The organism is Vibrio sp. JZG10 (genome assembly GCF_054064075.1).
Map to the genome: position 1 here is coordinate 25,081 of NZ_JBSUGE010000015.1, position 15,102 is coordinate 40,182.

General features: G+C 45.8%; 15 protein-coding genes. 13 read left to right on the forward strand and 2 right to left on the reverse strand.

Annotated features, from left to right (window positions below):
* Positions 1 to 90 precede the first annotated feature (90 nt).
* Positions 91 to 540 carry a CBS domain-containing protein gene (locus ACWYVB_RS16695; protein WP_005391583.1) on the reverse strand — a complete coding sequence of 150 codons (450 nt, stop codon included), beginning with the start codon at positions 538 to 540 and terminating at the stop codon, positions 91 to 93.
* Positions 541 to 863: 323 nt separating this feature from the next.
* On the opposite strand from ACWYVB_RS16695, the gene ACWYVB_RS16700 reads away from it, so the two are divergent.
* The 6 genes from ACWYVB_RS16700 (at position 864) to secF (ending at position 7,988) form a co-directional block, all read left to right on the forward strand.
* Entirely contained in the window at positions 864 to 2,030 is a 1,167-nt protein-coding gene (locus ACWYVB_RS16700) for a S1 family peptidase (protein WP_301640500.1), read from the forward strand.
* Positions 2,031 to 2,300: 270 nt separating this feature from the next.
* Positions 2,301 to 3,353, forward strand: a complete 1,053-nt coding sequence (queA, locus tag ACWYVB_RS16705; RefSeq protein ID WP_046874341.1) for a tRNA preQ1(34) S-adenosylmethionine ribosyltransferase-isomerase QueA — start codon at positions 2,301 to 2,303, stop codon at positions 3,351 to 3,353.
* Positions 3,354 to 3,503: 150 nt separating this feature from the next.
* Positions 3,504 to 4,652 (forward strand): tRNA guanosine(34) transglycosylase Tgt, encoded by a 1,149-nt coding sequence (gene tgt, locus ACWYVB_RS16710; RefSeq protein ID WP_005391577.1) that lies wholly within the window; start codon positions 3,504 to 3,506, stop codon positions 4,650 to 4,652.
* A 166-nt stretch (positions 4,653 to 4,818) separates the two neighbouring features.
* Positions 4,819 to 5,148: a preprotein translocase subunit YajC gene (gene yajC / locus ACWYVB_RS16715; protein ID WP_005381725.1), complete on the forward strand. Its 330-nt coding sequence runs from the start codon at positions 4,819 to 4,821 to the stop codon at positions 5,146 to 5,148.
* 21 nt (positions 5,149 to 5,169) lie between these two features.
* Complete coding sequence (secD, locus tag ACWYVB_RS16720; protein WP_006741889.1) at positions 5,170 to 7,026, forward strand: protein translocase subunit SecD; 1,857 nt, start codon at positions 5,170 to 5,172, stop codon at positions 7,024 to 7,026.
* 14 nt (positions 7,027 to 7,040) lie between these two features.
* A complete protein-coding gene (secF, locus tag ACWYVB_RS16725) occupies positions 7,041 to 7,988 on the forward strand; it encodes a protein translocase subunit SecF (RefSeq protein WP_005391572.1) in 948 nt (315 codons plus the stop codon).
* 209 nt (positions 7,989 to 8,197) lie between these two features.
* On the opposite strand, the gene suhB is transcribed toward secF, so the two are convergent.
* Positions 8,198 to 9,001, reverse strand: coding sequence for an inositol-1-monophosphatase (gene suhB, locus ACWYVB_RS16730; protein WP_047010191.1), 804 nt, complete (start codon positions 8,999 to 9,001; stop codon positions 8,198 to 8,200).
* A gap of 231 nt (positions 9,002 to 9,232) precedes the next feature.
* On the opposite strand from suhB, the gene trmJ reads away from it, so the two are divergent.
* From trmJ to hscA, 7 genes are all read left to right on the forward strand, one after another.
* Positions 9,233 to 9,952, forward strand: a complete 720-nt coding sequence (gene trmJ / locus ACWYVB_RS16735; protein WP_457529486.1) for a tRNA (cytosine(32)/uridine(32)-2'-O)-methyltransferase TrmJ — start codon at positions 9,233 to 9,235, stop codon at positions 9,950 to 9,952.
* A gap of 125 nt (positions 9,953 to 10,077) precedes the next feature.
* Positions 10,078 to 10,584 (forward strand): Fe-S cluster assembly transcriptional regulator IscR, encoded by a 507-nt coding sequence (gene iscR, locus ACWYVB_RS16740; protein ID WP_457529488.1) that lies wholly within the window; start codon positions 10,078 to 10,080, stop codon positions 10,582 to 10,584.
* A 28-nt stretch (positions 10,585 to 10,612) separates the two neighbouring features.
* Positions 10,613 to 11,827, forward strand: a complete 1,215-nt coding sequence (locus ACWYVB_RS16745; protein ID WP_005391556.1) for an IscS subfamily cysteine desulfurase — start codon at positions 10,613 to 10,615, stop codon at positions 11,825 to 11,827.
* Between the two features lie 38 nt (positions 11,828 to 11,865).
* A complete protein-coding gene (iscU, locus tag ACWYVB_RS16750; RefSeq protein WP_005381718.1) occupies positions 11,866 to 12,249 on the forward strand; it encodes a Fe-S cluster assembly scaffold IscU in 384 nt (127 codons plus the stop codon).
* 70 nt (positions 12,250 to 12,319) lie between these two features.
* Positions 12,320 to 12,643: an iron-sulfur cluster assembly protein IscA gene (gene iscA, locus ACWYVB_RS16755; protein WP_005391554.1), complete on the forward strand. Its 324-nt coding sequence runs from the start codon at positions 12,320 to 12,322 to the stop codon at positions 12,641 to 12,643.
* A 55-nt stretch (positions 12,644 to 12,698) separates the two neighbouring features.
* Positions 12,699 to 13,214: a co-chaperone HscB gene (gene hscB, locus ACWYVB_RS16760; RefSeq protein WP_012842113.1), complete on the forward strand. Its 516-nt coding sequence runs from the start codon at positions 12,699 to 12,701 to the stop codon at positions 13,212 to 13,214.
* A 21-nt stretch (positions 13,215 to 13,235) separates the two neighbouring features.
* Complete coding sequence (gene hscA / locus ACWYVB_RS16765; protein ID WP_046874339.1) at positions 13,236 to 15,089, forward strand: Fe-S protein assembly chaperone HscA; 1,854 nt, start codon at positions 13,236 to 13,238, stop codon at positions 15,087 to 15,089.
* Positions 15,090 to 15,102: the final 13 nt, after the last annotated feature.

The window sequence follows — 15,102 nt, forward strand, 5'->3', positions numbered from 1 at the left end:
AATGGCATTTTGAGCGGCAACCCTGCCGCTCTTTTTTCGTTTAAAACGTTTAAGAAACGAAATTTACACCCAAGATAACGCGTTTGCGTATTATTCTTCTGGCTCGATTTCTTCGGGTTCCACTTCTTCTTGCAGTTCCAATAAGTTAATCGCAATGGTCACAAAGTCACTGTCAGTAATGATGCCTACCAATCGACCCTTGGTGACAACAGGTAAGCAGCCAACTTTGTGCTTTTGCATGTAGATAGCGCTCTCTTTAAGCCCCGCGATGGGTTCGGCCGTCATGATGTTAGTGTGCATCATTTCGTAGAGCGGTGTATCTAGAGTAAAAGATTGTTCAGCCTCATCTGGGTGCAAGCTCGATTCTTGAGCAGCAAGAATGTCGCGTTGAGTCACCAAGCCTTGTAAGTGGTTATTGGCATCAACAACCGGAATATGTCGAATATCAAGCGCATCCATCATGCTTTTTGCATCACGCAAGGTGTGCGTGCGCAGTAAGGTATGAGGATTACGAGTCATCATGTCTTCAACCTTGATCATAGAGACCTCCAGCGGCATTGTCCTTCTCTTAAATATAGAGAATATTTTTCTGTATATCTGGGAGCTAACTCGTTTTTCATCAATTAAATAGCACAATACACTTGCGCTTCTTTTTGTCTGCGTAATCTGTGTCTTATCGACGTTTTTATTAATTTGAATAAGTCGATTTTCGTGCGAGTCAGTTGGCATTTTTGATTGATATTGAATGTGTACCCAAGGTAATCCAATGAATTGAATCGCACATTTTTATTCGTTGGATTTTCCAAGATTCGTCACTCGAAGAAGATACGTTCAGGCTTACCAAATTGAAGACAGCAACCTAAATGAAAAGAACAACGTGTAACAAACTCATTGCGCTCGCAGTGGCGGCATTCAGTGTGCAATCTGCACAGGCGATTGTGTTAGGAGATGAACTAACCGACTCTGTTGATCGTGTTACTTTACGAGCAAGTAATATGGCAGAGTTCCCACTGTGTGGCGGCACCATGCTGACGGAGCAGTGGGTGTTGACTGCGGCACACTGCGTGGTAATGGGGCAGGGAACGAATGAAGCCAGCTACTATGTGACCCCGCCGGGCGAGTTGTCGGTGAATGCGAATGTGCATGAACTTAATTCAGCAGGGCTTGATAACTTCTATCCGGTGTCTCACGTTGTGGTTCACCCTGATTACACGCGGATTTCAAAAGCTGAGACCGACAGCAATGGTAACGTGAAACCTATACAAACCGGTTTAGACTCAGACATCGCGTTGCTGTATCTCACGCGCCCAGTGGCAAACGCGAGCTTTGCTGATTTAGCAAACAAAGCCGACATGGAGAGTATCGAAGCGCGGTTGGCAGCGGATTGGAACGATAATTACCTGACCAATCAACGTGTCGAAAATGTGCAAGTGTTTGGGTGGGGGACCACTCAGCCGGATGCTTCTGAACCTTCCAATACGCTCAAAACCACCATTAGTACATTTTTACCCATCGACAAATGTTATGAGCGTTTAGAAATTGGCAGCAGTTTTCCGGGGATCATCGACTCAACAGAAAACCAAACCAAAATTTGTACACTACCAACGAAAAACCGAGTATTAGAGCCGGATAGCCACACCCAATATGGTAACTCTGCATGTAAAGGTGACAGTGGGGGTCCGCTGGTCGATGTGGCGACGGGAAAACAGATTGGTATAGTTAGCGGTGGACCTCTCATTCTTCCGACATGTGGCTCTTTGACGATTCCAAGCTTCTACACCAAGGTGAGCCAATATTACGACTGGGTACAGTCTTACATTACTGCCGATGCGCCACCAAGTAGCTACATCATTGCACCGAACTTTATTAAAGAGGCTAATAACGAAGTCGGCGGAGATAAAGAGTGTCACGATGGTATCGCAACCAATAACTGTGATTTCAAAGGGTCAGATGATGATGGTGGCAGTCTGGGTCTGTGGCTATTGGGTCTATTCGTACCCTTGGCGTGGTGGCGAAGGCGTGAGGTTTGATAGGGCGATTTGAATACCAAACGAGTAAGCAGCGTTATGCGCTGCTTTGCTTTTTAATGTTCCATTTCTTTCGACTTAAACTGAAAAATAATGCCAAGTGATCGCGGTTTTTCACGTTTTATTACACTCTTCATCATGGCTTTTACAGTGATATTCTGGGGATTTGCTTGCTATTGCAGCATGTAAACATATACTAGTCTGCTGCGAAAAACTCGTCGCAATTTTATCGTCGTCCTAGACGTGATTTGACCAATATATAAGACAAGTAACATGCAAGTATCAGATTTCCATTTCGACCTTCCAGATGAACTTATCGCTCGTTACCCTCAGCCAGAGCGTACCGCTAGCCGACTATTACAAATGGACGGCAATACCGGAGAGCTAATTGATGGCACATTTACTGATGTATTGGGCCAAGTTCAACCCGGTGATCTCGTGGTGTTTAATAATACTCGTGTTATACCTGCTCGTCTTTTTGGTCGTAAAGAGTCGGGTGGTAAGCTAGAGGTGCTGGTGGAGCGCATGCTTGACGAGAAAAGCATCCTCGCGCACGTTCGCTGCTCTAAATCTCCAAAACCAGGTACAACCATCATTGTTGGCGAGAATGATGAATACTCAGCAGAAATGGTGGCGCGTCATGACGCTCTATTTGAACTGAAATTTAACGCTGATAAGACGGTATTAGAAATTTTGGAAGAAATCGGCCACATGCCGCTTCCTCCTTACATTGACCGCCCAGATGAAGATGCAGATAAAGAGCGTTACCAAACCGTATATAACCAGAAGCCAGGCGCAGTAGCGGCGCCGACAGCGGGTCTTCATTTTGATGATGTTCTACTAGAGAAAATCAAAGCGAAAGGCGCAGAGTTTGCTTACGTCACTTTGCACGTTGGGGCAGGTACATTCCAGCCAGTAAAAGTAGAAAACATCAACGATCACCATATGCACGCTGAGTACGTAGAAGTACCGCAAGAAGTCGTCGAAGCAATTAAAGCGACGAAAGCGCGAGGTGGACGAATTATTGCTGTTGGTACTACATCGGTACGCTCACTTGAAAGCGCAGCGCAAGACGCATTGAAAAAAGGGACTGAGTTGGTCCCATTCTTTGGTGATACAGAAATCTTTATTTTCCCTGGCTACGAATATCAGCTTGTGGATTGCTTGATTACCAATTTCCACCTGCCAGAATCCACACTGATCATGTTGGTGAGTGCATTTGCAGGTTATGAGAACACCATGAATGCTTACAAGCATGCGGTAGAAAACAAATATCGCTTTTTCTCATATGGTGATTCAATGTTCATCAAGAAGAAAACGATTTAGTAAAAAATAAGATTTACGAGTGCTAGCAGTAAGCTAGGAAATAGAGCAGAACCTCTGCTTTATCTCTCGCAAGGAAAAGCGACCGCTCCTTAAAGTAGGGTAGAGCCCTAAACACTCAGTCAGACTGTTTCTCTGACACCCGGAGGCATCGTGAAATTAAAATTCGATCTTAAGAAGAAAAACGGCAATGCGCGTCGTGGTCAACTGACTTTCGAACGTGGCACTGTTCAAACCCCAGCGTTTATGCCAGTTGGTACTTACGGTACGGTTAAAGGCATGACGCCAGAAGAAGTGAAAGGTACGGGCGCAGAAATCCTACTAGGTAACACGTTCCACCTTTGGCTGCGTCCAGGTCAAGAAGTCATGAAAATGCACGGCGACTTGCATGATTTTATGAACTGGCACGGTCCTATTCTTACTGATTCAGGCGGTTTCCAAGTATTCAGCCTTGGCAAGATGCGTACTATTACCGAAGAGGGTGTGCACTTCCGTAACCCAGTTAATGGTGACAAGATTTTCATGGACGCAGAAAAGTCGATGGAAATTCAAAAAGACCTAGGTTCTGACATCGTAATGATTTTTGACGAGTGTACGCCATACCCAGCGACACACGATGAAGCGAAGAAATCGATGGAAATGTCACTACGTTGGGCACAGCGCTCACGTGATCACTTCGAGAAGCTAGAAAACCCGAACAACCTGTTTGGTATTGTTCAAGGTGGTGTTTACGAAGATCTACGTGATGTGTCGGTAAAAGGTCTAACGGAAATCGGTTTTGACGGTTACGCGGTTGGTGGCTTGGCAGTAGGCGAGCCTAAAGAAGACATGCACCGTATTCTTGAGCACACTTGTCCGCAGCTTCCAGAAGACAAACCTCGCTACCTAATGGGCGTGGGTAAACCAGAAGACTTGGTTGAAGGTGTTCGCCGCGGTATCGACATGTTTGACTGTGTAATGCCAACGCGTAACGCGCGTAATGGTCACCTGTTTGTGACTGGTGGTGTGATCAAGATCCGTAATGCGAAACATAAAACGGATACAACCCCGCTGGATCCGCACTGTGACTGTTACACTTGTCAAAACTACAGTAAATCGTACCTTCATCACTTAGAGCGTTGTAATGAAATTCTGGGTGCTCGTCTGAATACGATCCACAACCTACGTTACTACCAGCGTCTGATGGAAAGTATTCGTAAAGCGATTGATGAAGATCGTTTTGATGAGTTTGTTACTGAGTTCTATGAGCGTCGTGGCCGTGAAGTGCCACCACTAGCAAAAGAACAGTCATTGACGGACTAAAAAGAATTAAAGCCTTTGGCATGTCGCCAGAGGCTTTTGCTAATAAAGTAGGCTAACGCACGTTATTTTTGAGAGAGTGATCGCTATTAGTTACTCTCAGACTTGAATCTAAAATGCGAAAGCCCAACTTGTTGGATTATCAATAAAATATAATGAGGATGTTTTAATGTTTATTTCTCAGGCTCACGCAGCAGCAGAAGGCGCGCCAGCAGGCGGTGGTTTTGAAATGCTAATCATGCTTGGCATGTTCGCAGTGATCTTTTACTTCATGATTTACCGCCCACAAGCGAAACGTGTAAAAGAGCACAAGAACCTAATGGCTTCTATGGGCAAAGGCGACGAAGTTCTAACTAGCGGTGGCCTAGTGGGTAAAATCACTAAGATTGCTGAAGACAATGACTACATTTCAATCGAGCTTAACGCGAACAATGAAGTGGTAATCAAGAAAGACTTCATCACTGCAGTGCTGCCAAAAGGTACGCTTAAGTCTCTATAAAACAGCTAAAGGATCCTCGCTGTGCTAAACCGTTATCCATTATGGAAGTACTTGATGGTATTTTTTGCCATCATCACCGCTGCGTTATACGCACTTCCAAATATCTACGGTGAAGATCCGGCTATTCAAGTTACAGGGGCGCGTGGCGCCTCTGTAGATATGTCAACGCTGGATGCTGTCACTACTGCTCTTGATAAAGAGCAACTCTCTCATAAATCCATTGCTCTCGAGAATGGATCAATTCTTGTTCGTTTTAACGACACTGACACGCAAATCAGTGCTCGTGATGTCATCAGCGAAGCGCTTGGCAAAGACACAATTGTTGCACTTAACCTTGCTCCTTCTACACCCGATTGGCTAGAAGCGATTGGCGCGTCACCATTAAAGCTGGGTCTTGACCTTCGTGGTGGTGTCCACTTCTTAATGGAAGTAGACATGGACGCTGCGATGGAAAAGCTCGTTGGTCAGCAAGAAGAAGCTTTCCGTAGCGAACTTCGTGAGGCAAAAATTCGTTATCGTGCTATCCGCCCTTCTGGCAAAGAAGCGGTAGAGGTTCTGCTACGTAACGAAGAGCAATTAGCAGAAGCGAAAGCAATGCTAGAAAAGAATCACCCGGACATGCTCTTTGTCGAATCTGATTCAAATGGCCGTTACGCTCTTACTGCGACCTTTACCGAGCAACGTTTACAAGAGATCCGTAACTACGCTGTTGAGCAAAACATTACGATTTTACGTAACCGTGTAAACGAGCTAGGTGTTGCAGAGCCTCTCGTTCAACGTCAAGGTGCAAGTCGAATTGTTGTTGAGCTTCCTGGTGTTCAAGATACTGCTCGTGCAAAAGAGATTCTAGGTGCGACTGCAACGCTAGAATTCCGTGAAGTTGACGATAAAGCTGACCTATCAGCGGCGGCAAATGGTCGTGCGCCAGCAGGCAGTGAAATCAAAATGGACCGAGACGGTCGTCCGGTTGTGCTTAAGAAGCGTGTTATTCTTGGTGGTCAAAGCATTACGGATGCAAGCTCAAGTGTCGATGAATACGGTCGTCCACAAGTTAACATCTCGCTAGACAGCGAAGGTGGTAACAAGATGTCAGCGTTCTCTAAGAAGAACATCGGTAAGCTAATGGCTACCGTGTTTGCTGAGTACAAAGACAGTGGTCGTCGTACGCCAGAAGGCAAAGTCATCCTAGATAAGCATGAAGAAGTCATCAACCAAGCGACGATTCAATCGGCTCTTGGACGTAACTTCCGTATCACGGGTATAGACTCCGCAGCTGAAGCGCACAACCTTGCACTTCTATTACGTGCTGGTGCACTGATCGCACCTATCTCTATCGTTGAAGAGCGTACTATTGGTCCATCAATGGGCCAGCAAAACATCGATATGGGTATCCAAGCGTGTATCTGGGGTATGGTTGCCGTAATGCTGTTTACGCTGCTTTACTACCGTGGCTTTGGCTTGATTGCCAACATCGCTCTAATGGCTAACTTAGTGTTGATCATTGGTGTTATGTCGATGATTCCAGGCGCTACCATGACGCTTCCGGGGATTGCCGGTATCGTGTTAACGGTCGGTATGGCGGTTGATGCGAACGTACTGATCTTCGAGCGTATCCGTGAAGAGCTTCGTGATGGGCGTAGTCCACAACAAGCTATTCACCAAGGTTACGCGAATGCATTCAGTACGATTGCCGATGCGAACATCACGACACTGATTACTGCAATTATCCTATTTGCAGTCGGTACTGGTGCAGTGAAAGGTTTCGCGGTTACTCTATCTATCGGTATCTTAACTTCAATGTTCACCGCCATTATTGGTACACGTTGTATCGTGAACCTTATTTACGGTGGCAAACGCGTTGATAAATTGTCGATCTAAGGCTGGGAATTAATATGTTTCAAATTCTAAAAGCAGAGAAGACGATCGGCTTTATGCGTTGGTCGAAAGTAGCATTCGTTTTTTCAATCTTTATGATTGCTGCTTCTATCTTCACTTTGTCAACTAAGTGGCTAAATTGGGGCCTAGACTTCACTGGCGGTACGCTAATTGAAGTTGGCTTTGAAAAACCTGCGAACCTTGAAAAAATCCGAACCGCTTTAGATGCGAAAGGTTTTGGTGATGCGACAGTACAAAACTTCGGTAGTGCTCGTGAAGTAATGGTTCGTCTTCGTCCACGTGACGACGTTTCTGGTGAAACGCTGGGCAACCAAATCATTGGTGCTATCAAAGATGGTACTGGCGAAAGCGTAGAAATGCGTCGTATTGAATTCGTAGGTCCTAACGTTGGTGATGAGCTAACAGAAGCTGGCGGTCTAGCGATCCTCGTGTCGCTGATCTGTATCCTGCTTTATGTCTCGATGCGATTTGAATGGCGTCTAGCAGCTGGTGCGGTTATGGCATTGGCTCACGATATCATTATCACGTTAGGTGTTTTCTCATTCCTACAAATAGAAGTTGACCTAACCATCGTCGCGGCACTATTAACGGTAGTCGGTTACTCGCTCAACGATACCATCGTTGTGTTTGACCGTATCCGTGAAAACTTCCGCAAGATGCGTAAAGGTGAGCCAGCCGATATCATGGACGCTTCAATCACCCAAACGTTGAGCCGTACGTTGATTACCTCGGGTACAACCTTGTTCGTAGTTATTGCACTGTTCATGCAGGGGGGGGCGATGATTCACGGCTTCGCAACCGCACTTCTACTTGGTATCACTGTAGGTACTTACTCTTCTATCTACGTAGCATCAGCACTAGCGCTAAAACTGGGCATCCAGAAAGAGCACTTGATGCCACCTCAAGTAGAAAAAGAAGGCGCAGAGTTCGACGAAATGCCATAAGGCAGGTTGAGAATCGAAAACAAAAACCGCTGAGCAATCAGCGGTTTTTTTGTATCTGAATCGAGCCGTATGCTTGCAAAACCTCACTGTATGGAGAGCTTTACATTGCCGCTAAGTAGATACGCTTCAGTAGATACAAAAAAGCCCCGCTCATTGAGCGGGGCTTTCTAAAGTCATCAGCGTGACGGGCTAAATATGACTTTCAAATCTTACTTAAGGATCGCGCTGTTACCATTTTCGCGGATGTGCTTAAGGATTGATTTTACGCCACGAGCGCTTGAAGCAACAATGTTACCAGACTTCATGTACTCAGTGCCGCCAGCAAAGTCAGTTAGGATAGCGCCAGCTTCACGAGCAATAAGCTCACCTGCTGCCATATCCCAAGGTTTTAGACCTAGCTCGAAGTAACCATCAACACGGCCAGCAGCCACGTAACATAGGTCAAGAGCAGCAGAGCCGCTACGACGGAAATCAGCACATTCAGTGAATAGCGCACCAACGATCTTGATGTAAGACTCAGCGTGTTGTTTCTGTTTGAATGGGAAACCAGTAGCTAGAACAGTACCTTGAAGGTCTTTTAGTTGAGCAACACGGATACGCGCACTGTTTAGTTGAGCGCCTGCACCACGTTGTGCAGTGAATAGCTCGTTTTGCATTGGATCGTAAACACAAGCAACTTCAGTTTTGCCTTTGATACGAACTGCGATAGAAACCGCGAAAGTTGGGTAACCTTTTACAAAGTTAGTGGTGCCATCCAGTGGGTCGATGATCCATTGTACGTCTTTATCTTTACCTTCGATAAGACCTTGTTCTTCAGCAACGATACAGTGCTCAGGGTAAGACTGCTTGATAGTATCGATGATGATGTATTCTGCTTCTTTATCTACATTAGTGACAAAGTCATTAGTGCCTTTAAGAGTAGATTCTACTTTATCAGTGTTTTCTAATGATTTAGCAATATGATTGCCTGCCTTTCGCGCAGCGCGAATAGCAATGTTTAGCATTGGATGCATACGAATTTCCCAACGGATGTTAAAGAACAAATGAAAGCGGCGGCGAGTATACCAGAGATCAGTAAAAAGGGAAGTGGTTATTTTTTGTTCTAAAGTCAGTGGTTTTATTGTATTTAGCTTGAGGCGAACGAGAACAATGACCAAGAATGAGAAGAGAGGCCTGCTTCGCCCTAGGGTGTGTTAAAAAACTATGGTAACATTCTGCGGTTTTAATTTAGGTAGCAAACACAGATGTTGGATCAAGTAAAAATTGTACTCGTAGGTACCTCTCATTCAGGCAATATTGGCTCAGCAGCTCGAGCTATGAAAGTGATGGGTTTAAGCCAACTAGTATTAGTCGATCCACAATGTGAAGTGGATGAACAAACTCTTGCTTTGGCTGCGGGGGCTGGTGATATTGCTCAAAATGCAAAGATTGTCGGCACATTAGAGGAAGCGGTTGAAGATTGCAGCCTCGTGGTGGGCTCCAGTGCTCGCTCTCGTACATTAGAATGGCCAATGCTTGAGCCACGTGAATGTGGTGAGACATTTGCGGTTGAGGGTAGAAAACATCCTGTCGCGCTCGTGTTTGGTCGTGAAAGAACTGGTCTAACAAACGAAGAGCTGCAAAGGTGTCACTACCATGTTTGCATTCCTGCTAACCCTGAATATAGCTCGCTTAACCTAGCGATGGCCGTACAAACACTGAGTTACGAAGTACGAGTTGCGCATTTGAACTTAGAGCAAAGCCAGTTTGCCCCAAATGATCCGGAAGAGTACCCACGTCATAGAGAGCTCGAAATGTTCTTCGAGCATCTTGAAAAGGTGATGGTTGAGACCCAGTTTATCAATAAAGAGCAACCAGGGCAGGTGATGAATAAATTGCGTCGCTTGTTCTCTCGTGCTCGGCCAGAAACCCAGGAGCTCAATATTCTACGCGGCATTTTGACCTCGATAGAAAAGAAGTTCTGAATAAAGAATAACCACTTCAGGTGTAAGGATGAATACCTGAGTAAAATGGTCAAATAAATACTTGACCAAATTACTCAGGTATGGAAAAATCTTAACCATTACAAACCATGTGGATACGGTGTGGTATGAAACTTACATCTAAAGGAAGATATGCGGTGACAGCCATGCTGGATGTGGCACTGCATTCGCAACAAAACCCTGTACCTCTTGCTGACATCTCAGAGCGTCAGGGGATCTCGCTCTCTTACTTAGAGCAGCTATTTTCAAAATTGCGTAAAGCAGGTCTCGTTGCCAGCGTTCGTGGTCCTGGTGGTGGTTACCGACTTGGTGCCGACGCACACAGTATCGCTATTGGTACCGTGATTGCAGCCGTTGATGAGTCAGTCGATGCAACCAAATGCCAGGGCAAAGGAGATTGCCAAGGTGGAACACGTTGCCTTACTCACACGCTATGGCGCGACTTAAGCTCTCGCATTAGTGACTTCTTGAATAACATCACTCTTGGTGAGTTGATGACAGACAATAAAGTCCTCGAAATTTCTGATCGTCAGGACATTGATCTGGCGGTAACCCATGGGCTATCAAACAAAAATACAACCGCCGCGCCCATCGGTGTAAACGTCCGCTCTTAGCGGTCAGCTTTTTACATTGGAGTAGAGAATGAAACTGCCGATTTATCTTGATTATTCCGCTACATGTCCAGTTGATCCACGTGTTGCTGAAAAAATGGTTCAGTACATGACAATGGATGGCACATTTGGCAACCCAGCGTCACGTTCGCACCGTTACGGCTGGCAGGCAGAAGAAGCGGTCGATACTGCTCGTGAGCAAATTGCTGACCTTCTAAATGCAGATCCTCGCGAAATCGTATTTACATCTGGTGCGACAGAATCAGACAACCTTGCGATTAAAGGTGCAGCGCACTTTTACTCGAAGAAAGGTAAGCACGTAATCACTTGTAAAACAGAGCACAAAGCCGTTCTTGACCCATGTCGTCAACTTGAGCGTGAAGGCTTTGAAGTGACTTACCTTGAGCCAGAATCAAATGGCTTGATCGATCTAGAGAAGCTTAAAGCGGCAATGCGTGATGACACAGTGCTTGTGTCTATTATGCACGTAAACAACGAGATTGGTGTGGTTCAAGACATTACTGCGATCGGCGAATTGTGTCGTGAGCGTAAAATTGTTTTCCACGTGGATGCAGCGCAATCTGCAGGTAAATTACCAATCGACGTTCAAGAGATGAAAGTTGACCTAATTTCGCTTTCTGCTCACAAAGTTTATGGCCCTAAAGGCATCGGTGCACTTTACGTTCGTCGTAAGCCTCGTATTCGTCTTGAAGCGCAAATGCACGGTGGCGGCCATGAGCGTGGTTTCCGCTCTGGTACACTTCCTACTCACCAAATCGTTGGTATGGGTGAAGCATTCCGCATTGCAAAAGAAGACATGCAAAAAGATTACGATCACGCTTTAGCGCTTCGTAACCGTCTTTTTGATGGCGTGAAAGACTTAGAAGCAGTGACGGTAAACGGTGACCTTGAGCAACGTGTACCACACAACCTAAACATCAGCTTCGCATTCGTAGAAGGTGAGTCACTACTAATGTCGCTTAAAGATCTAGCGGTATCTTCTGGTAGTGCTTGTACGTCTGCAAGCCTTGAGCCTTCTTACGTTCTTCGTGCCCTAGGCATGGATGATGAATTGGCTCACAGCTCGGTTCGTTTCTCGTTTGGTCGTTTCACGACTGAAGAAGAAATTGATTACGCAATTGAACAAATCCGCGTTGCAGTGACTAAGCTACGCGACATGTCTCCTCTATGGGATATGTACAAAGAAGGGATTGATTTGAGCACTGTTGAATGGGCTCACCATTAATCTCAGGGATTGAAATAGAGGATTCGAGGTAATTTATCATGGCATACAGCGAAAAAGTAATTGATCACTACGAGAACCCACGTAACGTTGGTTCATTCGATAAAGAAGACCCATCAGTAGGTAGCGGCATGGTTGGCGCTCCAGCTTGTGGTGACGTAATGAAGCTTCAAATCAAAGTGACACCGGAAGGTATCATCGAAGATGCGAAGTTCAAAACATACGGTTGTGGTAGTGCAATCGCATCAAGCTCACTAGTAACTGAGTGGGTAAAAGGCAAGTCAGTTGATGAAGCAGCAGCAATTAAAAACTCTGAAATTGCTGAAGAGCTAGAGCTTCCACCAGTGAAAGTTCACTGTTCAATTCTTGCTGAAGATGCAATCAAAGCAGCGGTTGCAGACTACAAGAAAAAACACCAAGAATAATTATTCCGTAATATAATGGGAGCTTTGACGCTCCCATTCCAATCGAAATTTAGACAGACTAAGGTGCAGTATGGCCATCACAATGACAGAATCAGCGGCAAGTCGCGTAAGAGCATTCCTAGATAACCGAGGCAAAGGTATCGGTTTACGTCTTGGAGTGAAGACGACTGGTTGTTCAGGCATGGCATATGTACTTGAGTTTGTTGATGAGCTTAACGAAGAAGATGAAGTTTTTGAACTCTCTGGAGTGAAAATCATTATCGACAAAAAAAGCTTAGTGTACCTAGATGGTACCGAGTTGGATTACGTGAAAGAAGGGTTGAATGAAGGTTTTGAATTCAACAACCCTAACGCGAAAAGTGAATGTGGTTGTGGTGAAAGCTTCAACGTCTAATTGATTGTCCTTCTGGGCAAGCGAGTCCGGAAGGCTTTACTAGGACCCGAACTTAATGAATCACTTTGAATTATTTGGGCTACCAAGTCAGTTTAAGCTGGATGGTAGCCTTCTTTCTTCTCAGTTCCGAGAACTACAAAAACGCTTCCACCCGGATAACTTTGCAACGGGATCTGAACGTGACCGTTTGATGGCGGTGCAAAAGGCAGCGCAAATCAACGATGCCTATCAAGTTCTGAAAAATCCTATCTCCCGTGCCGAGTACATCCTCGCAGAGCAGGGAGTTGAGATCCGAGGTGAACAGCAGACAATGCAAGATCCAATGTTCTTAATGGAGCAAATGGAGCTGCGCGAAGAACTGGAAGAAATTGCTGACAGCACCGATCCTGAATCGGCGCTTTTTGACTTCGATTCTAAGGTCAGCAAAATGTACAAACAGCATCTGGCAAGCGTCGAGCAAGAGCTTGATGATGGTCTTTGGGCTGAAGCCGCAGACCGAGTTCGTAAGCTAAAATTCATTGCCAAACTAAAGAACGAAATTGAACTAGTCGAAGACAAACTCCTCGGCTAGTTAGCGTGACAAGGACCTATCATGGCACTACTTCAAATCGCAGAACCGGGCCAAAGCTCGGCACCTCATGAGCATAAGTTAGCAGCGGGTATCGACTTAGGTACTACCAACTCTTTGGTTGCTTCTGTACGTAGCGGCGATGCAACTCCACTTGCGGACGAGCAGGGCCGTACTATTTTACCTTCAGTCGTTAATTACACAGAGGAAACGTTAACGGTTGGCCACGAAGCCAAAGCCAAAGCAGAGCTTGAACCAGAGAACACTATTATCTCTGTAAAACGTTTGATCGGTCGTTCATTAAAGGACATTCAGTCCCGTTACTCTTCACTTCCTTATCGTTTTAGAGAGAGTGAAAATGGTCTTCCGATCCTGCAAACGCCTCAAGGTGACAAAAACCCGATTGAAGTATCTGCGGACATTCTAAAAGCGCTAGGTAAGCGAGCAGAAGAAACGTTAGGTGGTGAGTTAGCGGGTGTTGTGATCACTGTTCCTGCTTACTTTGATGATGCTCAGCGTGCAGGTACGAAAGATGCCGCGAAATTAGCTGGCCTTCATGTGCTCCGTCTTCTGAACGAACCAACTGCCGCGGCAATTGCTTATGGTCTAGACTCAGGCCAAGAAGGGGTGATTGCGGTTTATGACCTAGGTGGCGGTACATTTGATATCTCTATCCTACGTTTGTCGAAAGGCGTATTTGAAGTATTAGCAACAGGTGGTGACTCTGCGTTAGGCGGTGATGACTTTGACCATCTGTTAGCGGATTACCTAATGGAGCAAGCGGGTCTCGAAGCCCCACTTTCTGCTGAAAAAAACCGTACGCTACTGAACATTGCTACTGCGACTAAGATTGCTTTCTCTGAGCAAGACAGCGTTGATGTTGACGTGTTTGGCTGGAAGGGCACCGTTACTCGTGAGCAGTTCGAAGATCTGATTCGCCCATTAGTGAAGAAAACACTAATGTCTTGTCGTCGTGCATTAAAAGATGCTGATGTTAATGCAGACGAAGTACTCGAAGTTGTCATGGTTGGTGGTTCAACACGCACATTGCTGGTTCGTGAAATGGTAGGCGAGTTTTTTGGCCGCACACCGCTAACAAGCATTAATCCTGATGAAGTTGTCGCAATCGGCGCGGGTATCCAAGCCGACATTCTAGCGGGTAACAAGCCTGATTCAGAAATGTTACTTCTTGACGTGATCCCACTGTCGCTTGGTATTGAAACCATGGGTGGTTTGGTTGAGAAGATCATCCCTCGCAATACCACGATTCCTGTTGCGCGTGCGCAAGAATTTACCACATTCAAAGATGGCCAAACGGCCATGAGTGTTCATGTGGTACAAGGTGAGCGTGAAATGGTTGATGATTGTCGTTCACTGGCTCGTTTCTCATTGAAAGGCATTCCACCGATGGCGGCGGGTGCGGCACATATTCGTGTGACTTACCAAGTAGACGCTGACGGTCTTCTTTCTGTTACGGCAATGGAAAAGAGCACCGGTGTTCAGTCAGAGATTCAAGTAAAACCTTCTTACGGGTTAAGCGATAATGAAGTGGCGGATATGCTGCGTGATTCAATGACGCACGCTAAAGAAGACATGCAAGCTCGTGCGCTAGCTGAGCAGCGTGTTGAGGCCGACCGTGTGATAGAAGGCTTGATTGCAGCCATGCAAGCTGATGGTGACGAACTACTATCAGAACAAGAGAAACAAGACCTGATAAAAGCCATCGAAGCCTTGATTGAGCTGCGTAATGGTGATGATGCCGATGCGATTGAGCAAGGCATTAAAGATACCGATAAAGCGAGCCAAGATTTCGCATCGCGCCGTATGGATAAATCGATTCGAGCTGCGCTGTCAGGTCAATCAGTAGACGATATATAAGAGATAAGTAGTT